Origin of the sequence: Pseudomonas sp. WS 5410, assembly GCF_012985645.1 — a bacterium.
Classification (GTDB): domain Bacteria; phylum Pseudomonadota; class Gammaproteobacteria; order Pseudomonadales; family Pseudomonadaceae; genus Aquipseudomonas; species Aquipseudomonas shahriarae.
Map to the genome: position 1 here is coordinate 1 of NZ_JAAQWS010000026.1, position 20905 is coordinate 20905.

The 20905-nt window shown below is 58.6% G+C and carries 22 protein-coding genes and 1 pseudogene; all 23 read right to left on the reverse strand.

From position 1 onward, the window contains the following. A pseudogene (locus tag HBO24_RS26320) lies at positions 1-673 on the reverse strand (hypothetical protein); the annotation flags it as partial. A 53-nt stretch (positions 674-726) separates the two neighbouring features. Continuing rightward, entirely contained in the window at positions 727-1590 is an 864-nt protein-coding gene (locus tag HBO24_RS26325; protein WP_170060634.1) for a hypothetical protein, read from the reverse strand. Positions 1591-1896: 306 nt separating this feature from the next. Next, positions 1897-5817 (reverse strand): phage tail protein, encoded by a 3921-nt coding sequence (locus HBO24_RS26330; protein ID WP_170060635.1) that lies wholly within the window; start codon positions 5815-5817, stop codon positions 1897-1899. Positions 5818-5870: 53 nt separating this feature from the next. After that, positions 5871-6458, reverse strand: a complete 588-nt coding sequence (locus tag HBO24_RS26335; protein WP_170060636.1) for a tail assembly protein — start codon at positions 6456-6458, stop codon at positions 5871-5873. Then, a complete protein-coding gene (locus HBO24_RS26340) occupies positions 6455-7237 on the reverse strand; it encodes a C40 family peptidase (protein WP_170060637.1) in 783 nt (260 codons plus the stop codon). Before HBO24_RS26340 ends, HBO24_RS26335 begins: the two co-directional genes overlap by 4 nt. A gap of 2 nt (positions 7238-7239) precedes the next feature. Then, positions 7240-7944 (reverse strand): phage minor tail protein L, encoded by a 705-nt coding sequence (locus HBO24_RS26345; RefSeq protein WP_170060638.1) that lies wholly within the window; start codon positions 7942-7944, stop codon positions 7240-7242. Positions 7945-7992: 48 nt separating this feature from the next. Beyond that, the gene (locus HBO24_RS26350; protein ID WP_169956115.1) at positions 7993-8346 is read right to left on the reverse strand and encodes a phage tail protein; all 354 of its coding nucleotides are present in this window, start codon (positions 8344-8346) and stop codon (positions 7993-7995) included. Beyond that, positions 8343-11774: a tape measure protein gene (locus tag HBO24_RS26355; RefSeq protein ID WP_170060639.1), complete on the reverse strand. Its 3432-nt coding sequence runs from the start codon at positions 11772-11774 to the stop codon at positions 8343-8345. The genes HBO24_RS26350 and HBO24_RS26355 overlap by 4 nt, the downstream gene beginning before the upstream one ends. A 58-nt stretch (positions 11775-11832) precedes the next feature. Next, positions 11833-12336: a hypothetical protein gene (locus tag HBO24_RS26360; protein ID WP_170058961.1), complete on the reverse strand. Its 504-nt coding sequence runs from the start codon at positions 12334-12336 to the stop codon at positions 11833-11835. Between the two features lie 36 nt (positions 12337-12372). Next, positions 12373-12582: a hypothetical protein gene (locus HBO24_RS26365; protein ID WP_170058962.1), complete on the reverse strand. Its 210-nt coding sequence runs from the start codon at positions 12580-12582 to the stop codon at positions 12373-12375. A gap of 41 nt (positions 12583-12623) precedes the next feature. Continuing rightward, positions 12624-12950: a hypothetical protein gene (locus tag HBO24_RS26370; RefSeq protein ID WP_170058963.1), complete on the reverse strand. Its 327-nt coding sequence runs from the start codon at positions 12948-12950 to the stop codon at positions 12624-12626. Between the two features lie 39 nt (positions 12951-12989). Further along, on the reverse strand, positions 12990-13490 hold the full coding sequence (locus HBO24_RS26375) for a hypothetical protein (protein WP_170060640.1): 501 nt from the start codon (positions 13488-13490) through the stop codon (positions 12990-12992). A 55-nt stretch (positions 13491-13545) separates the two neighbouring features. Next, entirely contained in the window at positions 13546-13932 is a 387-nt protein-coding gene (locus HBO24_RS26380; RefSeq protein ID WP_170060641.1) for a DUF3168 domain-containing protein, read from the reverse strand. Continuing rightward, a complete protein-coding gene (locus HBO24_RS26385) occupies positions 13925-14500 on the reverse strand; it encodes an HK97-gp10 family putative phage morphogenesis protein (protein ID WP_170060642.1) in 576 nt (191 codons plus the stop codon). Before HBO24_RS26385 ends, HBO24_RS26380 begins: the two co-directional genes overlap by 8 nt. 3 nt (positions 14501-14503) lie before the next feature. Continuing rightward, entirely contained in the window at positions 14504-14674 is a 171-nt protein-coding gene (locus HBO24_RS26390) for a hypothetical protein (protein ID WP_170060643.1), read from the reverse strand. A gap of 9 nt (positions 14675-14683) precedes the next feature. Beyond that, complete coding sequence (locus HBO24_RS26395; RefSeq protein ID WP_170060644.1) at positions 14684-15016, reverse strand: head-tail adaptor protein; 333 nt, start codon at positions 15014-15016, stop codon at positions 14684-14686. After that, the gene (locus HBO24_RS26400) at positions 15016-15315 is read right to left on the reverse strand and encodes a head-tail connector protein (protein WP_170060645.1); all 300 of its coding nucleotides are present in this window, start codon (positions 15313-15315) and stop codon (positions 15016-15018) included. The genes HBO24_RS26395 and HBO24_RS26400 overlap by 1 nt, the downstream gene beginning before the upstream one ends. Further along, positions 15316-15504 (reverse strand): hypothetical protein, encoded by a 189-nt coding sequence (locus HBO24_RS26405; RefSeq protein ID WP_170060646.1) that lies wholly within the window; start codon positions 15502-15504, stop codon positions 15316-15318. Between the two features lie 38 nt (positions 15505-15542). Continuing rightward, complete coding sequence (locus HBO24_RS26410) at positions 15543-16706, reverse strand: phage major capsid protein (protein WP_170060647.1); 1164 nt, start codon at positions 16704-16706, stop codon at positions 15543-15545. 3 nt (positions 16707-16709) lie between these two features. Next, positions 16710-17372, reverse strand: a complete 663-nt coding sequence (locus HBO24_RS26415) for an HK97 family phage prohead protease (RefSeq protein ID WP_170060648.1) — start codon at positions 17370-17372, stop codon at positions 16710-16712. A gap of 18 nt (positions 17373-17390) precedes the next feature. Continuing rightward, positions 17391-18662 (reverse strand): phage portal protein, encoded by a 1272-nt coding sequence (locus HBO24_RS26420; protein ID WP_170060649.1) that lies wholly within the window; start codon positions 18660-18662, stop codon positions 17391-17393. Beyond that, positions 18662-20449 carry a terminase TerL endonuclease subunit gene (locus HBO24_RS26425; RefSeq protein WP_178124621.1) on the reverse strand — a complete coding sequence of 596 codons (1788 nt, stop codon included), beginning with the start codon at positions 20447-20449 and terminating at the stop codon, positions 18662-18664. Before HBO24_RS26425 ends, HBO24_RS26420 begins: the two co-directional genes overlap by 1 nt. Further along, a complete protein-coding gene (locus HBO24_RS26430; RefSeq protein WP_170060650.1) occupies positions 20403-20861 on the reverse strand; it encodes a phage terminase small subunit P27 family in 459 nt (152 codons plus the stop codon). Before HBO24_RS26430 ends, HBO24_RS26425 begins: the two co-directional genes overlap by 47 nt. Positions 20862-20905: the final 44 nt, after the last annotated feature.

The window sequence follows — 20905 nt, forward strand, 5'->3', positions numbered from 1 at the left end:
ATGTCCTAAACCAAAACTGATTATCGCCGTTGTAGATCAGAATCTGAGCGCCAACGCGACCTGAGCGCCTCAAGCTTATGCCGGTTGCATTGATCGATTCTCCGGTACCGCCTGGATACCCCGCATTACCGGCGATAAGCGCGCCGCCAAGTTCATCGTAGGCGGCAGTCCAATCTGAAATCCCTACACAGTCGGCACCAAGGCCAAGGTCTCCATTTTTTAACACTCGCCCTGGTGTGGTATCGGCGTTGCCCACGGTCACGGCCGCTGTCGCCGCAGTGCCCAGCCCCAGGCCTGAGCGCCCCTCGGCCTGGCTTCTGCCACCAGTACCGCCCATGGCCACCGGCACGACATCCTGAGTGGACACATCACCCAGGCCCGCGAGCGTGGCGCCCCACTGCTGAACCATTTGGTTCACAGCATCGGCCAGGGCTTTGGGGTATCCGTTGACAGGCACAATCCCGTACCCGGCGCCGCCAATGGCCGGCCCACGGTACGGTGGCGAAATGGCAAGCGACGTATCGCTGGCTGGGTTGATCACTTGATAGATGCCCAGGTCGGGACCGACGAACATATCCCCGGAACGGCAGTTCGAGAACTTGGTGCCGACGCCCGTTACTGTCGTGCCCCCGTTCTGCACGCTCACAGTCCCTTCTGAAAACCAAGAAGCCATAGGTCTCTCCAATTAGGTGTCTACACAAAGTAAACTAATTAAGTTCGTAACAATCAATTGAAGGGAAATGGCAAACCAGCAGTTTTTATTACTAATGCTGTTGGGTATCTATCCGTTGGCATTAGGTAATAACAAACTTCACCATCCCCACCAAACCATTGATCCATTGTTGTCTTCCCAGGCGATCCGAAAAAAAAGGACATACCACCATTGCGGCCATATGCCCCTTCCGAAACGCCATATATATCACCGCCGGACGTATTGTAGGCATAGGGATCGACAATCCCACAACTTCTACTCCATGGCAGAAAGGCTGCATATTCATAGCCACCTGGAAGTGGTACATCTACGACCGAATGAACAGAAGCACACCCCCCTGTGGTTTGAAAACTTATACGTTCATTCCGACCACCAACGTACGTAGTTACTGGCCTACCAAATCTATTGGGTGTACCAGGCACCGGAGCGGTTACAGCAGCAATCACATTAAGCGGGGCCTGCCTTGAATTGAATGTCAAAACTCCATTATCGGACCTCGACTTTAGGCCGGGGCCGTTAACCTCATCATCCGCCATCAAATCAAAACAGTAAAACTTGGTTACCTCCGAAGCTCCAGCATAAAGATATGTCTTACTGTTCCCAGAGACCTTAACGCCCGTCACGACCCCCTTACCCACCAAAAAAACAATTGGGGATCTAGGATTGTCTACGGTGAAGCCGTACTGATTAATGCCAGGCACTCCTTGATCAACCCAGCTACTACCAATATTAGGATCAACGTTGATCCCGCGCTTACGTAGCTGCCTCCAGTTTTCAAAATAGCTAAGATATCCCGACTTTACTAATCCATAGCTAATCTTAGTTGTGTCATACAAAATCTCACCACTTTCAAGCCTGGCTATTAACCTTGCACTCATTAGTAGTACCCGTAGCTAATGCGACAATTGGCCGAGAAGAAACCCCAGCCAGCGGTATTGTATGAATAAACCCAAGACAGAGTGGTTCCGTTAAGCGTGACTCCAGGCCTCTTCCCTTTCTCAACCTGCAAATCAACCAGCGGACAGACAGAAAAAAACAGGGACCTGCCAGGCGGCGCAGCCGGTATCTGAATAGACCCGTTCTGACCGCCCGTTTCAACGCTTCCAGTCTCTTGACTAATGAAACTAGTCATATCAACTTTTACTAAACCTGTGTCTTTATCCCTAATTATTAAACCAACCATGTCAAAGAACCAGTTCAATGCCATCAACACCGTTGGCATAGGTGAATTTAAGCCCGTCACTATTGAGTAGTGAGGAGTTGCCGTTTTTACTACCACGGAACACCCAGGAGCCAGTCGCCACATTCAACTCGAACAGCGGCTGCCCATTTCCATCTACAGCTGCGGACTTCAAGTTCATTCCAAGGATGATCTCCTGGATAAACGCCTTGCTGATGATCGCTGTGTTGAATACAACCTGATTGTTCTGGACCACAAACATCGGGATGACTGTTCCGTCGATCTCGTTCACGACTGCAAATCGCTGCGCAAAAATCAAGAACTCCGACTGTTCACCATCCGAACCAAACGCCAGCCCAGTAACAACCTTCCGACCATCCACAATGGTTTGAGCCTTCATGGTGGTCTGGGCAGACACCTTGCCGTCGAGCTGGACCACGGTCTCGCTGACGGCCTGCACAGATGCACTGGTCTGGCCGATGCTCGACTGCAGGGTTTCTGTCCTCTTGGCCAGCGCCTCAGTCGCAGTAGCCTGCACCTTCTTCTCAACCTCAAAGCTGGCCGTCGACTCCCATGCCTTGATCGCGCCGGCAAGATCGCCAGAACCATCATCGCCGCGCACCGAAGCCCGCAGCGCCTCATTGCTGGACGCTTGAGACGAGACCTTACCGTCGAGGTTGGTGACCTTGGTGTCGAGGCCGGTAATGGCCTGGGCATTGCCGGCTACCTTCCCTTCGGTCAACTCCAAGTCGCTTTTGAGCTGAGTCAGTTGGGTGGCTGCCGTCTGCTTGTTGGTGGCCACCACCTGCTCCAGCACGGTCAGCCCGGACTGGTTCGCACCCACCCGCGCCTCCATCGTGGTGAGTTGCCGCGCCATTGCATCGCTTTCCGTGGCCCGGGTGCGCTTCTCAATCCCGAGATCAGCGGTCGATTGCCAGCCTTTCACCGCGTCCGCCAGGTCGCCCGATCCATCATCACCACGGGCCGCCGACCGCAATGCCTCAACCGATGTCGCGGTGGCCACCACCTGGCCCTCGATCTCTTCGATCATGCTGGTGACCAGTTGAACCTGCTGGGCCAGCGCGTCGGTGGTTTGCAGGATCGTGCCGATATCCTTCCAGTACAGCGGGTTTGGCGGCGCTTCGCCGGCCGGTACCGGGCCAGTCGCCTGGTACAGGTGCCCATCCTTTTGCGTGAATGCGCCAACAGTGTAGGGCTCGTCCGGGTTGTACGGCTCCGCCCCGGTGATCTGGCCCAGCAGCCCCTCCAGCTCTGCCTTGGCCTCTTTCAGCCGTTCGTTGACCGACCCGTCGCCATCCCCCGAAATCAGCGCGATCTCTTCTCGAAGGCTTGGATACAGCGCACCCTTGCCGATTTTGTCGGCGAAGTACTTGTCGTACTCGGTCTGGTCCGAACTGGCCTGGCCATTTACCGCACCTGGGATCGGGTAGAACGGACCGACGTTGCCGGTACGATCCACCAGGCGCGCCCAGAAAAACAGGCTCGCCCCCGCCAGCAGGCTGTGCATCTCATGCTTGGCCTGCGGGTAGCTGAAGTCGCTCAACTTGACCGCCGTCGTCAGGTCCGGCGACTCGCTGTACCAGACCTCTGTGCGCTCAGTGTCCTCGGCGCCTGGTGGAAACCCCCACTGGATGCCGATACCGTAGACAAGGCGGGTGGTAGTCAGGAACGCCACCGCCGGCGGCTTACCGGCTTTGCCTTCCAAGTTGGTCAGCGCGGACGTGACAGGGATCGACGAAACGTTGAGCGCACTCACCGCCCGCACCCTGGCCATGTACTGCCCGGAATAGATCCCGCGCACATCGGCCATCAACTCACCGGTGCGCGGTACCGGAACCCACTCGCGAGCGCCCCACTTCCATTCGACGTCATAACCCACGGCGTTTGGCGCTGCGTCCCATGCGATCGACATGACGGTGACCGCGATGCCCTGCTCGATCACTACGTGCTGACTCAACATCACCCGTGCCGGGCCGTCCTGGGTACCAACCGGAATCCCGGTGATTGGCCGGGTGTCGACCACGGCGTCGTTGTCGATAGCGTCGAATTTGCTCGGGTCGTGCTGGATCACTTCGAACTGGAACTGGTGCCACTCCGGCCGCGTGACGTTGCGGACGTAGAACTGCATCAGCTTCAGGTCTTCGTAATCAAGAACCCACCCGCTTTCCGCCTGGGGCTGCTCGCTAAAATCTGCCATCACGGTCACGTCACGACCGGCAACCGACTTGACTATCCGCCCTTCTGACTTGCCGCTGGGCAGGTTGACCAGCAGGCGAGCGCCCACCGGCACGGTGGTGTCACGGTCGAGCGTCACAATGCGCCCGGCCGCCGCCGAGATGCGCCCGCCATTGTCGCGACCGACCAACATCGGATCGGCTACGGCGATAACCTGGCCAGGCTTTGGAATATGCCCATCAAGCCCCACCCGGAACGACGCACCCTGGGTCTGCAGCTTTTCGGAAAGCAATGCCCACTGCCCGCTACGCTGCGCCTGCCCGAGGGATGTGCAGCCAATCGCATCGACCGTCATGTCACGAACGATGCCCAGCTCACCCATGGCCTCATCATCGACCACCGGCTCTTTATCCGTGTCAAAGCCCTGGTCAGGGTTGTCCCAGGCCACCATGGCCAGGGTGTGACGATCGCGCGCGCGGGTGCCCTCGTACCTGATTGCCCCATTGTTGAGGATCTGGGTCTGGTTGTACGTGTAGACCGGATCGCCAGGCATATCGGCGTTGACCACAATCTGGCTGCCGTCCCAGTAAGCCAGGCCGTGAAAGATCGAGGCCAGGTCCTGCAGCACCGCGTAAGCCGCAGCCTGCTTTTGGAAGTACAGGTTGCAAGTGAAGCGAGGTTCCATGCCACCCTTGCCGTCCGGTACCAATTGATCGCAATACTGGGCAATGCGGTACAGAGACCAGCGGTCCACCATCGTGGCGTCGATGCGGTCACCTAGGCCGTAATATGGATCCAGCACCAGGTCAAAGAAAATCCACGCGGGGTTGTTGGTGTAGGCCTCCTTAAAGGTGCCATCCCAGATCCCGTTGCTTGTGCCGGTACCCGCCGTAGCGTATGTGCGTGTTTCGGCGTCGTAGTTGGCCGGTACCCGGATGATCCGGCCGCGCATGAGGGCCGCGATCTTGGCGATATTGCCGCCAAAAGTCTGGGCGTCATACTCAATACACCCGACAGCAGTGAGCGGGTATTCCTGATCGCTATCGACAACCTCGGCGATAGCCTTGACAACCATTTGATCAGCGACCAGCTCGGAGCCGGCGTTGGGGGTGAGACGCCGCACGCGCACAGTCCAGCGACTGCCGACCGGCAACTCTATACGGTGGGCACGCTCGTACTCTGTAACGTTCTTGCGGTCTACAAAGGAGGCCAGCACCTCGATGTATGGGCCATTGTCTGTAGAGATATCGACGGCATAGTCGATTCGCACACCGTTGATGTTGCCGGCTGCATCCTGGCTACGCAGCGTGGGCCACGCCAGGCGCAGACGGAACGCGTCGATCACGCTATTGGTGATCGTGTGCAGCCAGGGCGTTTCGCTGGTCAGCTCTTGCTGGACATCGATCTCGTTACTGGTTTCGGACAGGCCATCCAGACGCTGCTGGTTTAACTCGCCGGAACGGAACTGCCATTTGACGCCAGGGTAATTGATCGTCCCGTCAGCAGCCTGGATCGGCGTTCCATCCAGCTTGATGGAACGCAAACCGTCTACAGGGCCGACGATAGGGCCCCAACTCCACATGTAGACAATTTGCGCAGTAGATATCGAGGGCACGCTATTGGAGGCGATGCTCGGTTGTTTCTGCTTGGCCTGGCCGCCCTTGCACCCCGCAACGGCGCGGCGCTTGCGGGGTGCTGCGTGGCGCGCCTTCTTTGCTACTGCGCTCATGCGCCCTCCAGAATGCAAAAACCCGCCGAAGCGGGTCTTGTGAGTTGGTTCGATCAGATTTTGTCTTGAGGGTAGATTCCGCCCGACTCAACGGCCCCGCCGATCTCCCGCTCCCCATAGAGCAATGGATAGGGGTTGCCCTGGGCAGTGGTCGTTACCGCACCACCAAACCCATAGCTGGGATTATTTCCTTCATCGTTCCGGGTTTCGCTGCCGGCCTTGGTGGTGGGTGACAGCATTTGCACCACGCCGCCGGCCGCAATCGCAGCGCCACCAGCCAGAAGGGCCAGGCCGGCGCCAGCGGTGGTGCCGCCTGTAAAGAAGCTGGCAACGATCAGCGCAACCCCCAAAATCGTCTGGAACAGGCCGGCCTGCTTGCTACCTTGAACAATCGGCTGGATGCGGATTTCGCCCGCAACAGGACGCTTCAGACCCAACTCATCCGCGCCCAGGTTGCGCTCATCGACAAACACAGCGAACACCAGGCCACGCTCTTCGGCGGTGCGCATGTACTTCTCAAAGCCTGGCTTCATCATGCACAAGGCCGTCATGGCGTCGTGCACGCCGTTGATGTCCAGGCGGTATTCCCTGCCGAACTTCTTGCCCAGCACACCGCCAAGCTTGATGGTCTGCATGGTCATGGTCGGTAATCCTTGTGCCGCAATATCAGCTTCACCCGGTTGGCCATCGACCACCCGTAGATCTCGCGGGCGGCCAGTCGTCCAGGCATATGGTGGTAAATGAACGGGCCAGAACCGCCCAACTTTGGGGCTGGCTCGCTGGTAAGCGCCGGCTCATCGCCGAGGTAAATCACCGCGTGGTTGGGGAAGTAGCACTCCCGGCCCGGGATGGGGATTTGCAGAACAAGCATGTCGCCCCGCTGCGCCTCGTTGACCTGGTAGAAACCGGTGGCCGCGAAGTTGTCCTCATAGAGGCTCGGACCGTCCTTTTGCTCCCACCACAGGTCATTGCGCTCAAAGTTGGGCAGCTGCAGTCCAGCCTCCCGCGCGTACCAGTCGCGGCACGCTGCCCAACAGTCAAGCAGCCCATGGGAGAAGTCCCGGCCCAGCAGCGGCGCCTGGAAGCCCGAAGGCTTGAACCACTCGAAGTCGCCGCCGGGCCAGCCAACAATGCCCCAGGGCAACTCATGCAACTCGCAACTGACGCGGTCGGCCATGCTCGGCGTCGGGGCCTGGTCCGGGTGGCTGTGAATAATCGCCAGCACTTCGCCGCGATCTTCGGCCTGGGCCATGTCTTTGTGGTCGATCCGGAAATGTTCGCGTGGCGTGGTAGCCAAGTTCGCGCAAGGCACGTACTCGCGTCCGGCAGCAGCCTTGATCAGTACACCGCACGCCTCATTCGGATGGGCCCGCTCGGCGTGCGCTCGAATCTCGTCCTGCAATTTCTGGTTGATACGCATGGTTACCTCGAACTGACAATGATGCTTGCGCCCAGCGATCCACCAAACCGCCTGGTGTTTCCACGCAGCTTGCAACTGCTCCAGCGGCCCGGGCAGCGATCCTCGGAAGGGTTGTCTGTGGGCTGGTTCTTCTTGTCGAACATCGCCGTTCCCATATAGGCGCAAGCCTCATGCCTATACCCGCCACGGCAGGCCCACCGGCACAACTTGGTGATCTGCTGGGACGGCAACATCTGACCTTCCATGTCCGTGGGACTGGAAAGCGAGAACGTCACGGATATACCGGGGAGCGCTTCGGTCTTTTGCTCGATAAACCAGAGGTTCGTTTTGGCCTGGTTGCTGGCTTCAGGGTTTCCCTCGGGGAAGTTGGCGGCGTCCAGGAAGTGGCGGAACGTTTCAATGACCTTGACCCGGGCGCCGGCCAGGTCGCGGAACTGGAAGCACAGGGCGGTGATCGCCCCTCGCACGCCGCCGAGCTCATCATCGACCTGCAGCGTTGGGGTGGCTGGTCGGCCATCCCCGCGTATATCAAAACCCTTTGAATCAATCTGGAGCGGCGAGTAAAGCTGGCCCTGCCAGATGATGTCGCCTTCATGGGCATGGCCGTGGAAGCGCCAGAGCATGCCGCCCAGGCGCGTAGCGTCCAGCTCGTAGAGCCTGATCTGGTTGCCGGGCTCAAGCTTTTGGATATCGTTGTCGTAATTCATAGAGCCCCAGAAACAAGAAACCCCGCACAAGGCGGGGTCTGGTGAGGGTTAGGGTCGGGGGTTGAACACTTGCTTGACGGTGAAGGTGACGGTGTAGATCTCCATGCCAAGGGCCTTTTTCTTATAGCCATTGGCGCGGTACCAGCCTTCTGGCTCCCCGGGCGGTGCATACCTGAAAGCCTTGTAGCCTTCGTGCCGGTCTAGGAACGCCAGAAGCTCTGGCAATTCCTCGCCCGGCAGATTCTCTCCGGTATGCACCAGGTTCCACACCTGACTCTTTGTGTTGATCCCGATGCCGCCGGCCTGGACAATCCCGTCGCCGAACTCGTTTTCCCAGGTGCGCTGGCTAACATCACCATCGGCGCCGACTTCAACATCAAAATCAAAGGTCTCAGCAGTCATCGCTTCCACAGCAATCCCCCCTGCCCCATCTCGCGCTGCAAAAAGCCCCTGAATTGCGTTTCCTGCCCTGCGCCGATCATCTCGCCCTGGCGGCGCGCGTCCTGGTCACTCATACCTGGCTGGGCCTGAACTGTGACCTGAGGGCTGTACACAATCTGCGTAGGCCCGCCCGGCGCCGCCCCGCCACCGCCTGATCCGACCATTCCTGGCCGGCCATCGCTCATCGCCTCTAGCACTCCCGCGCCGATCTGCGCTTGTGGTTGAGCGTTGTTTAGCCCGCTGTCGATTTTGGACAGCATGGCATCAAGCTTCGCGCTGGTTTGAGCGGTGGTGACCCGCTCGCCCTTTTGCAGAAACCAGCTGCCATCTTCAGGAACCGACTCGATACCGTCGTGCGCCATACCTGCCAGCGCGGTCATACCCACTGCAGAAGCCAGGGGAGCAGTAACAGACATTGCCGTCGCCATAGCCGCAGGCGCTGCTGCCGGGCCTATGATCGGGATCGCCGCCGTGGATGCGTACGCATTGAGGCCCGCGGTCAAGGACATAGCCTGAGCGTTTGCCCCCAGGGTGCCGGCGGCGCTTGCCTGAGTGGTCTTGCCAACCAGCATCTGAATGCCCTGGTAGATCAGCCACTGAGCCGCCATATCACCCAGCGCCTTCAACATCGACTTGGCGAAGTTACCGACCATATCGCCCAGCGCGTCACCAGCATCCTCTGCACCGCTGGCCACGTCCGAGAAGAAAGTGCCCAGCCCGCCAGTGGCTTCGCTCAACGCCGTATTGGTGATGTCAGTGGCTTGAGCCGAGTAGTCCCGCGCGGCATCAGCATAGTTTGCCCACGCCTCGTTGACGCCGTTCATCCAGTTGGTTTGCTGCTCGTCCGTTGCGGCGTAGAAGTCCTGCTGGTGCTGCAAGCGTTTGTCGTACTCACTTTTAAGAACTGCTGTTTCTTTGGCGTAAAGTGAGTCCGTGATCTGGTCGGTATTGTGCAGCTCCTCAAGGTTGGCCACATCAGCTGCATATTTTTGGCGCAATGCCAGATCAGCACGCATCCGGTCGCGGGCCTTGTCACCCATTCCGACGCCGGCCAACTCCTGGTCGAACCCGTCCTTGGAGGTCTGGGTGGTCAGTGCCTGAGCGTTCTTGAACGCCGCCAGCTTGAGGGCCTCCTCATTGGCCTTCTGGATCTCTTTGAGCTTGTCCAGCTCAGCAGCCAACCCCAAGAGTTCTTTCTTACGTGCTTCGCTCAGGTTGCCGAGCTTTCCTTCCTGGAGTTCGAAGGACAGCTTCATCACCTCTGTGGCGTCTTTCTGCTTGTCGCCCGTGGTGTTGATCAGCTCGATCTGACGCTTGTAGCCTTCCTCGGCGGTATCAAACGACTTGAGCTGCTGCTTGGCGGCAGACTCGATGGTGCTCGAGTTCTTTTGCTTTGCCTTTGTTGCCGCGTCGTCTGCAGTTTTCTGAGCATCCTTGGCGGCAGCGGCCGAACGAATAGCAACGATCTGCCCTTCGGTTAGCAGAGTGTTCTCACGGATAAATCGGTTGGCCGCTTCGAGATTGGTTTTGTCCTGGGCGGTGGCCAACTGCTTCAATAGCTGATCGAGATACTTTTGTCCGGCCTGGGCAGCACCCGCCCGAGCCGCAGCATTATCGCGCTCTGCACGGGTGTTGGCGTCCGTCTCGCCGGTAAGTTCAGCCAGTGCAGTTTTGAGCTGGGCGATAACTTCTGCCTTATCGGCCGCGGCGCCACCACTCTTCTCAAGGGCGTTGGCCATCTCAGCCGTAACACCAGGGACCTCTCGCACCTGGTCGGCCACAGCCTTCCAATCAACAACCATCCCTGCAGACTGATCGGACGAGGCTTTCTTGATGATATCCATTGCCGACTGAAACTCTGCCGGTAACGGAGCGATACCCCCCATGAAACCTGACGCGCCAGCGAGACCGGCGTTTGTCAGGCTGCTCTGAAATTCGAAGGCGATTGAGCCCGCCGCAGTGGTCAGATCGCCCTCAGCATCCTCAATGGAAGCCTTCAGCTCCCGGAGGGTGACGGACTGCGTAGCCCTATTGAGCTTATTGAATCGCTCAACCAGTTTATCGATCGGGTCGCCGAGATCCCCCAGCTTCTTTTCAAGTACGCTGGTGTTGTCACGCAGAGTGATGAATGCAGTCGCGGCGCCAATAGCAAGAGCGGCAATTCCAACTGGGCCGCCAAGAAGACCGACCAAGCCACTACTTGCACGCCCAAGGCCTGCTTGAGCTGCAGAAACAGCAGTGGTCGCCCTCGCCTCAACCATTCGCGCTTCCGCAAGCTGGAGAGACATTTGAGTTTGGACGGCAGTACCGCGCGCCGCCACGGCCTCTTTCTGAGCGAGAAACACCGTTGTCTGCGCTTTTTGCTGCTCGGCCTGGGCAGCAAGAAGAACGGCGGTAGCCTGTGCTTTTCGCGCTGCGGCATCCTTGTAGGCGGCGTAGGTTGCCACAGCGGCAGAGTTTGCCGAGGTTACGCCATACCGGGTCAGGGCAGCGATCGCGGCAAAAATTGCGATATCAGCCAGCGCTGAAAAATTATCTCCAAGTACGGCAATGCCGCTCCCAAGCGTACCCGTGAAACCAATTGTCTCGTCCAGCTGCCCGATGTACACAGTGAATGCGTTTGAGAGGTTCTGCAACGCATCACGAACTGCGACGCTCATGCTGTCCGCTAGTACGCCATTGGCCTGGGCGGACCTCTGCAACCCCTCAGTTAAAACATCAAGACTCAACTTGCCTAGAGAGCCGAGGCTGCGAATCTCTTCAGCAGTCTTTCCTGTGGATTTAGCGATGGTGTCAACAACAGTAGGCATGGCTGCCAAGATCGACTGCCACCCATCCGCTTCAACCTTGCCCGTCTGAAGCGCTTTCGAATATGCATCGATGGCAGAGCTGGCCTTGTCCGCTGATGCAGAGTTAGTCACCAGCAAGAAGCTGAAGCTGTCCATCACATCCAGCGCCTGGCCAGTGTTGTAACCCATGGACTTCAAGCTGTCCGCTGTACGGATGTAAAGCTCCTGTGCCTCTGCCAGCGGGCGATAAGTGCGCTTCGCAGTGTCCAACAGGCGCTGCTGCACCAGGTCGTACTCGCCTACGCTGCTGGTCGCCATGCCAATACGATCAGACATCTGACCATAGGAGTCGGCAGTCTCAATAATCTTTCCGATTGACGCCGCACCAATGGCAGCCGCAAGCGCGCTCTTTATCAAACCGGAGGCATTTACGGCGTGCTCGCCAGCACGATCAAAGGCGGCATCCACTCTCCCCAGGCTTTTGTCGATCTTGCTGGAGGCCTGGCCGACAGTGGAATCTGCTCGCGCCATCTCCTGGCGCAGCTGCGCCGTGGTGGCCTCAATGCGAACGAGCATCCCCTGTACGTCGGTATCGGCCATGTTTTTCTCCAGAAAGCAAAAAACCGCCCTAAGGCGGCTTTCGATGTTGGGCGGTAGTTTAAAATTTGCAGGCAGCGCGAACTTCTTTCGTTTCTTCCAAAACTTTGGACGTATCAAACTTCGCGGTGATCTCACCAGACAATGTTGAAGCTCTGGCGATGAAGGACTTACTTGCTGCCAACCTATCGAGAAATGGAGGAGTCAAGAAAGGATAGAAGGTAGATTTTCTGTCAGTAGATGGCTCCCACTTATTGGGTTCGTGCGGATCGCTATCTACCCTGATATCGACCAGGGAGTCTGACTCTATTCGACGATTCCAGCTTAGGTAGAAATCCATCTTTCCCGCAGTGCACCGAAAGTGCATCTCAACCGGCTCCTCATTGCCGTCCGAAATAGGGCCCGACTTGAGGACGGATGATCTAGAAACAACATCGGTGAAATCATCTTTTTTTTCTGAGTGAACCCACTTCCAGTAAGGCAATCGGGCCAGTAAATCCTCCCCCTTTTCTTTCTCGCAGCCCGTAACAAAAGTAGCGAGCAGGATTACCGCAATAGCTCTCATAGGTTTCCCTCCTAGGAAAGCCAGAACTATATCAAGCTAGCTTGCCTGACGCCCAGTCAGCGCCTGGCGCAGCTTGTCCGCCACAGTCGACGCGGATGGCTTGCCTGCCTTGGGCTTGGCCTTACCGCCGCCAAATGGGTTCGTCATCTGTGCCCACTCAATCTTGGCGTCCATGGCCAGGAACAGTTCAGGCATTGGCGTGCGCCACGCCAGATCGGGAGGCCAGCCCAGCCACCCCGTGGCCACTGCGTAGAGCCGGTCAACATAGCTGCCGTCTTCTACGGCACTTACGCCGCCGGCCTGGCCTTTCCCGTGCTCGGGCCTTTCGGGTTGTACAGCGCCACCAGGTAAGCGTTCAGTTGCACTGACACCTCCAGCACACCAGCCTGCCAAACCTGTTCGGCGATAGCCTCGGCAGCCTTGCCTTTCAAGCCTGCGCCGCCGGCGATGATCACCGCGCAACCGTCGATGCTCAGGGCGTTGATTGCCTGGGAGGCGCCGCGCAGCCCGCCGAAGTGAGCCTCAATTGCCCGAACCGCCCCAAGCGTAGGCTGGAGCGTGTACGTCTCGTCATCGAGCTTGATGTCGACGGTACCGTGAAGAGTCTTGCTCATGTTTCGAATCCTTGGGGTTTGGGGCCGAAGCCCCGCAGGTTAAGGGGCGGCAGCCGGGAGGATTTCCAGGATGTCGGAGTTGATGCCGATGGTGACGTTGCGGCGAACCACGTTATCAGCGGCGCCGGCGGCGACGGTGTTGTTCATCACCTTGCCGCGCAGGTAGAAGGTGGTTGGCAGCAGCGGCGCCGGGGTGGCATCAGGATCGCCATCGTTCAGGGTAATTTTTATGTTGTAGTCGCCCTTGCTGCGATCCTTGTGGGCGATCTTCAGCTTGGCCTGGCCCAGGTCACCGTTGTCGAGGCCGACCGCCAGGGTCAGGTCGCCGGCATCGGCGGTGCCCTTGTACTTGCGCACACGGCCATCGCGCAGCGACGTGAAGGTCACAGAGCTGAACGTATCACCGAACTCGCCCAGGTCTTCCACTTCGCCGATATCGACATAGGTGTCAGCCTTATAGAGCGCTTCGGTGTCCGCGCCGTTCTTGCTGCCGATGCCGATCCGGCAGCCGGCGGCTGTGTTGAGGTTGTCTTCGGCCATGGGGGTTCCTCCAAGGGCACATTGGATAAAGCCGCGGTGCGGCCGGGTGTGGGATTTAGTGGGTGGTGATAACGCGGACCGTGATAGATCCCTGGTACGTGACGCCGTCAGCATCGCGCTGGGCGTCGGCTTGCTCGACACGGACCGATACTGCCCGGCCAACCTCTAGCGGCAGTCGTCGTTCGTCCAGGGCCGCCACAACCTCGCTGAGGATTCTTTTAACTTCCGCCTGGCCAACGGCATCCGACCACACCGAAAGGTAGATCAGGCGCTGCTCGCGCTTCCTGCCGGCGATAGGTGAGATGTTGGTGGATATCTCCCGGTCGAACGAAACGTACGGCATCGGCGCATCCATTGGCGCGCCATCATGAATCGGGCACGACACTTCGGCGTCCAGCCGAGCGAACATTGCTTCCTGCAACGCGACAGATACATCAAGCATCACTTGCTCCCATGCTGGCCTTGCGCAAGGCGTTCAGGACAGCGGCGCGAATGCTGGCCAGGACGAACTCCCGGTTCACATCCATCGCAGGGCGCAGCCAGGGGTGAGCCGGCCGGGCCGGGATGTCCGGGTACTTTCCGTAGAAGGTGGTTCCGTCTGATTTGTTCTTGGTATCCCTGGCCCGCAAAGCGTTACGACGACCGCCCATCTTCGACTTGTCGCGGTTGTTGGTGTGCCCGCCAATAGAGTTTCGGTCGGCACGGCGATACAGGGTGCCGCTGTAGCCCTTGGTTCCGTACTCAGCGAAACGCAGGTAGAAGAACCGCCGGTTGTCGCTCTTTCCACGAATCCCGATCTGCGCGTCCAGGCCGCTCTTTGAAACGAACGCCCTTAGCGCAGCAGCTGCCGCGCCAGTGTCCTTTGGAACCAGCTGCTTCATCGTGGCAAGAATCTTGTCGGCCGCTTCCTGCATCGCTGGCCTGAGCTCGTTATCCGTCGTTGCGTGGATGTTGCGCAGCGTCCGGCGCAACTTGAAGTCGCCGGACATGCGGGAGCGTCGGACAGCCATGGCCTACTCCTTGGCCCTGGCCGGCTTTTCAGTTGTGGGCGCTGCTTCGGGTGCAGGCTCCACCAGGCCGCGCGCGACAAGATCGGCGCCGAGCTTGGCGTCGACCACAAAATCTTCACCCCTCTCCCGGTCGCCAGTGGCGCCGGACAGGGTGCCCAGGGCAATAACTCTCATGATTCACCTCTATGGATTGGGTACGTTTGAACACAGCAGCCGCAGCATGGTGTTCTCGTTGTCGATCAGCGCAGCGCCGATCAGGTAGGTGGTGGTGATTCCTTTTGCTGTATGCACCAGGCGATTACCGGCCACCGCGTCAGCCCTGGGGCGAATGCGGATTTCGGCGATGATTACCGCCGTAAGCCTTTCAGCAACAGGGGCAATGCGGCCTGTCGGCATAGTGATCTCAGCCCACAGCTTGCCGACTTCGACCCAGGTGACATCGGAGCCACCTGATTTGTTCTTGGTGAGCACCGGCTTGAACATCGTGCAGCGGTGACGCATTGGGCCTGCTCTCATCAGAAACGCTTCCTGTACCAGAGGAGTCGGTCGAAGGCCAAAGGAACTGCCGATGAAATGGTGCCGATCACGACGGCCTCGCGGTTGGCGTACCAGTGGCCGACAAGCAGCAGCACCGCCTGCTCGACATCCGGGGTAAACCCCATTTGCTCCGGCCCTGTTGGCTCGGTTTCCACCAGTACCCGGTCACAGTGCATTGCGACGTGGGACTTGGCTGCCTCGAAGTAACCGGCAATGATCGCGTCCTCGTCATCGCCGTCGATACGGAGGTGCAGCTTCACGCGCGCCAGGTCGATCATTTAGGTTGCCTTCGCTTTCTTTACTGTCACTGACTTCTCCTTTGGCGCGGGAGCCGCCTCGACTTCCTCAGCCAAGTCCATGCCAATCAAGGCCTCGGCGATCTCATCAGTCACCGGGCGCTCCTCGAATTGATCGAAGTGTCCGGCGTGATAATGGGAGAACTGGCGTAATGCACGAATCGTCTTCATGTCGATAGTCGGGGCAGTTGCCTGCCCCGCACCTGTAGTTATCCAGCCGGAGTGAAAGTGCCTTTGATAATTGCGGTCGGACGGTAGTGAGTCACCGCCAGGCGCTCTTCACAGAGGATGGTCAGCATGTTTTTCACGAAGTTGTCGCGATCCTGGTTGCTGATCTCGATGGTCGCGTCCATGCGGTCCCAGATCTGCGAGGCCAAATCGAAGCCGCCAACAGTGAAAGTGCCCTGGGCCTGAGCCTTGGTAGCCACCACCGGCAGACCCCACATGACTTTGGCAGCGAATGCGGCTGGGCCACCGAAGATGTAGCGACCATCAGCGTCTTTCAACAGCGCGATCGCGTGCCAGTCGCGTGGGTTGAGGATCAGACCAGAAGCCTCGAACTCCGACTCGCTCGTCTGGAAGATGGCATGAGCGATCTGGTCAGCGCGAGTGTCACCCGTGGCGTTGAGTGCAACGTCGTAGGCGCTGGCCACCTTATTCAAGCCGATCAGGTTGTCGCCGGTGCCGTCGCCGTTGAGCAACTGACCTTCTTCAACAAGGTCCAGGCCGAAGAGCAAGCGGCCGTTCACGTAGGATTCCAGCATCGGGGCATCGTCCATGATCTGGCGCGAGGCCTGAATCCAGTGAGCGATGGTTTTGACGTTTGCGGTTTCCTTCGTGAAGGTCAGCTGCGACTCAGGCTTGAGCGCGCCTTCAGCCACCGGTGCCGCGCTGTTGGTGAACACGTTCTCGCGCACGTACTCGATGGCATTGGAGGTGGTGCGACCTTGCGCCAGCAGATCCCGGATGGTCAGGCGGCGCAGCCCTGGCATCAGGATGCCGGCGTTCTGCTGCGGCTGGACCAGCGCGCCCGCGGAGGCTGCACCGGCGCCCAGGGCCTTGCTGAAGCTCTTCACGTCAACCTTGCCCGAAGTGGAACCATTCCAGCCTTTTTTCAGGTCTTCGGCTGCGCGTTCAGCAAAAGACTTCTTGGTTTCTGGGTTGTCCAGGGCGCCGCCAGCGAGTTTCGATTCAAGATCGAACAGGCGGGTACCGGCAGACTTCAGTTCGTCCTGCACAGTTTGCAGGTCACCCTGCAGCTTCTTGCTGATCTCGCCGGTAGCGGAGATCTCTTTCTTCTGCTCATCGAACAGCGCGGTCATGTTGGTTTGCGCGGTTTCGATAGCCTTTTGAATTTGGGCCAATTCGGACATGGTTCAATTTCCTACAGATGGGAAGGACTTGATGCGCTCCAGGAGCGCGGTGATTTCGCCACCTTCGGAATCGCTCCGAACTGCGGACTTGAACCGGGCGATAAAGCCCAGCGCTTGCGACTTCGATAGACCGGCCGAATCCCTCAGCCAGTGTTCTACGTCGCGAATGGTGGTGATCGACTCCATGCTTTTCATAGAATCGATGGTTGCTTGTTCATTGGCAGGGAAGGTGCAGATGCTGATCTCGCGAAGCGCTTGCACGTTCTTGAACGCCCGACCGGTGTCGATGATGCTGTAGTCGTCTTTCGTGACCGTGAAGCCCACAGACATACCTTCGACCGTCTTGTGCTCCATGGCGGCGCGCAGGTCGTTGGAAGCGGACATACCGGGCGTAAGCTCACCAATGACGATCAGGCCTTTGCTGTCCTCTTCCAGTGCCTGCCACTTGCCGACGGGCATTTCCCACGTTTGATGGTTGAAGAACATCCCGACCTTTCGGCTTTGTCCGGCCAGGGCCTTCTTGTAAGCGCCAGGCAGGATGATGTCGCCGTCCGAGTCGATGACATCAAAGACACTGGCGTAACCCTCGAAAACCCCAGCTTTGCCATCCGAGGAGAATTTGATTTCGGTGTCGGTAAAGGCCAGGGTCTTTTGGATATTTGACATTGGGTAGCTCCAGAAAAACTAAACCCCGCTAGGGGCGGGGTTCGTTTTGCCAAGTTGATCTAGCGGCACGTTCTGCGACTGGCGTGTGGCGACATCGCCGCCTGGCAGCTTGGGCCGGTTATTAACCCGCCTGCCTTCGTTCGGTGTCAGCAGCCCCGTATCGATAAGGGTTTTCAGGTAGTTCGCCCGCGCCGTCGAGTCGCCGCTTAACAAGCCGTCTCGGTTGTGCTCAGCGTGGAACACGCCAAGGTCTTTTGGCTTGACGAGCCAGCGGAGAATGCAGCCCTCCCATATTTCAAGGTAAGGATCGAGCGCGTACTGGAGAAACCCCAGGTTCTGCTGCTCAATGCCGGAGCCCCAGCTGGTTGACTTTTCAACATCACCCACAAGGTGAGGCGGGACGCCAAAGAACCGAGCCAGCTCGCTCACCTGAAACTTTCGAGCAGCCATCGTCTCAGCGTCCTGCGGGCTCACTCCGATGGCCTGAGTGGTAAACCCACCTTCCAATATCCACAGCCGTTTCTTTACCGGGCCGCCGGATATCTCTTTGAAGTTGGCCTCCACCTGGTTGCGCTGCTCGGTGGTGAGCAGCTTCCCTTCGCCCGTCATCAGCAGTTGTGGTGACTTCGCACCGTTGGCATAGAAGTCGCGTTGCTGATCCTCCATAGCAACGGCGACACCTGCCGTCTTGGCGGCGAAAGCGATTGGGGAAAGGCCGACCAGCCCGTTAAAGCCAAAACCCTTCAGGTGGAAAATGTCGCTCTGCTTGAAGTCGGCGTATTCAGTGTCTCGCCGATATCGGTAGATGATCCGCTTGCCTTCCAGGCGAACATCCATATTGACCGACATCAGCGGGACCAGGCTGATTACGTCGCCAGCGCTGTTTCGCTCCACCAGCGCGTAGGCGTTTCCGTAGTAGCAAAGCTGCATGGTCATCGCGACACGGAAGTCGAAAGCCGTCATGAAGTCGTTAGGCCGATATTTGAGCAGTCGCGCGAGCGGGTTATCCAACCCGACCTTCACTCTGTCCTCGCCCTTGGTTTCGAAAACGTCCAAGGGCATACATGCCGTAACACTCGATATAAGCCGCACGCACGCGAAAACCGTGGAGATCTGGAGCGAACGCTCATCTGTTACGACCGAGTCGCCAACCTCACCGGTAGCGGAAACAGGCCCTGTCTGAGATCCCTTGTTCGGCGTCGACAACCGACCGCCGACAAAGAAGCTCGCCATGCGCGCCCAGAAAGGGCTTCGGGTGCGCAGGTCAATGCTGTAGTCGGTATCTGCCATTACATGCTCATCGGTCGATTGAGGAAGTCATCAAGGTTCTGGGTCACGGTTCTTTGCTCTGCTGCGCCCACGGCCATAGCCAGGGCAACCGCGCCGTCGATCCGGCCAGTTCGTTTTCGCTTCGAAAAACATCTGTTCTCCTGGGCGTCGGCCTCCATTACAGCGGACGCGACGTTCCAAGTTAGACAAGGGTTATCAAGTACCTGAATCTTGCCCGTGGCGATCAGGTCTTCGATCAGATCGATGGAGTGAGTCATCCACAGATTGGATTCTCTCGCTGGGCGGAAGCCTTGCCCGTGAGCCACCAGCTTCAACTCGATGCCTTGATCCTCAAGCTCAATTTCCAGATAGCTCATATGGAACGGATCGAAGGCAACCGCCTGGATGTCGTACTTCGCGGCCAGCTCGCCCAATCGCTTTGCAACAAAGGCATAGTTGATCGCCTTGCCGGGCGGTGCGTGGATGTGTCCATCCTGAAGCCAGATGTCGTACGGCACGCCGTCAACCGCGGCGCGGTCAAGCAGCGTGTCCTTGGGCGTCCAAAACTCCGCGATTGATTTTCCCTGTTCTGGGAAATACAAATTCAGCGCCGTCAGGTCACGCTTTCCGGAAAGGTCGAGCCCCCCATAGCAGATCTGACCTGCCAGTTTCTCGGGGTCAAACTTCGCACAGCAAGACAGCCAGGTATCAATATCAACCCATGGGTTTGCCGCATCCACCCACTGACAGAAGTTCAGGCGGCGAACAGTGCTCGCCTTCGCCGGCATCCCCTTTGCGTCGGTCACCTGCTCGCGCAGATACTTCGGCTGGAACGTGTGCCCCAGAGACGGGTTGGCTTTGCCCCAGCACTTCTCATCCTTGAACGGGTCATCGCCCTTATCCAGGGAGCAGATGAACGAGAAGAAACCATCGTTGAAGTGGCGATGCCGCTTTGTCACGCCTTTGGCGCCGGCCTCGCAGACGTTCACGCCGAGCTGGTGATAGCTGTAGCAAACCGAGTTACGGTCGTGACCGCTGTTGGTGATCATCAGGATCAGCGCTTGGCGGCGACCTTTGGTGCCCGCCCGCATGAACTCGACGGTCTTGTTGTTCTTGTGTTCGTGCACTTCGTCGATCAGTGCGCAGTGGGGCCGCGGACCAGACTGCCCATCGTCGGAGCTGATCGGGCGGAAGAACGAACCGGTTGCCAGGTAGGCCAGGTTCCAGACCTTCTCATCGCGGCCCGACTTCTTTATTTTCTTCATCAGCGACGGCGACTGATCAACCATCGCCACCGCATCGCGGAACAGGATCATTGCCTGGTCGCGCTTCGTCGCTGCGGCATACACTTCGGCGCGCGGCTCGTTGTCTGAGGTCAGGCAATACAGGCCGATGCCCGCCGCCAAAGGCGACTTGCCCGAACCTTTCCCCGACTCGATGTAGCAAGTCCGGAAGCGACGGAAGCCGTCCGGCGCCATCCAGCCAAAGATCGAACCGACGATGAACGCCTGCCAAGGCAACAGAATGAACGGCAGACCTTCGTGCTCGCCGCCGTTGAGCTTGAGTACTGTCTTGAAGTAACGGATAGCCCGGTTGGCTTTTTCGAGATCCCAGGTTAGCCCGCGCTTCGGCCCGTCTTCCAGGTCTCGCAGGTGGCGACCACATGCGTTTCTAATATCGGGACCGGCCAACACCTTGCCGGAGTAAACCTCTTGAGCCCAGGCCGTTACTGGGTCGACCGCATAGGAAACCTTCTTGACCTCAATTGAAGAACTCGTCTTCCGGGTCTTTGTCTTGAGGTTCGCCAATGGCCTGGACCTTGGATCGGGCGGCGGGTGTCATGCCGAAATGGGTAAGGTAAGAGAGCAGCCGGCGGTCGGCGTCAGCCGCCATCGCCACCGCCGGATGCGCTTTGATCAGTCCGGCTTCGGTCGAATAGGTATGGCCCTCTTCGGAAATAACTTTGGTCAAGCGGCGAACCTCGGCGGCGACCTCGCACAACCGCTCAAGGGTTTGAAGGTCGGCTTCAGTGAGTACGCCCATGGACGAGGCGAGCGGGCAGAAAACTTTCCACACCGCCTGGCCTTCTGCCGTCATCGTGACGGGCGGCGACTGGTATGAGGCGACCGCAAGCTGAGGCTCCCGCTTGTTTTCCCGACTGGCACGCAACGTGCCGGTGACCTTTTTCTGGGTCGTCGGGGCGGGGGTTCTTCCCTTCAAAAAAACTCTCCAATTCTGGCTTTATGCGTAAAGAGGGTCGAGGG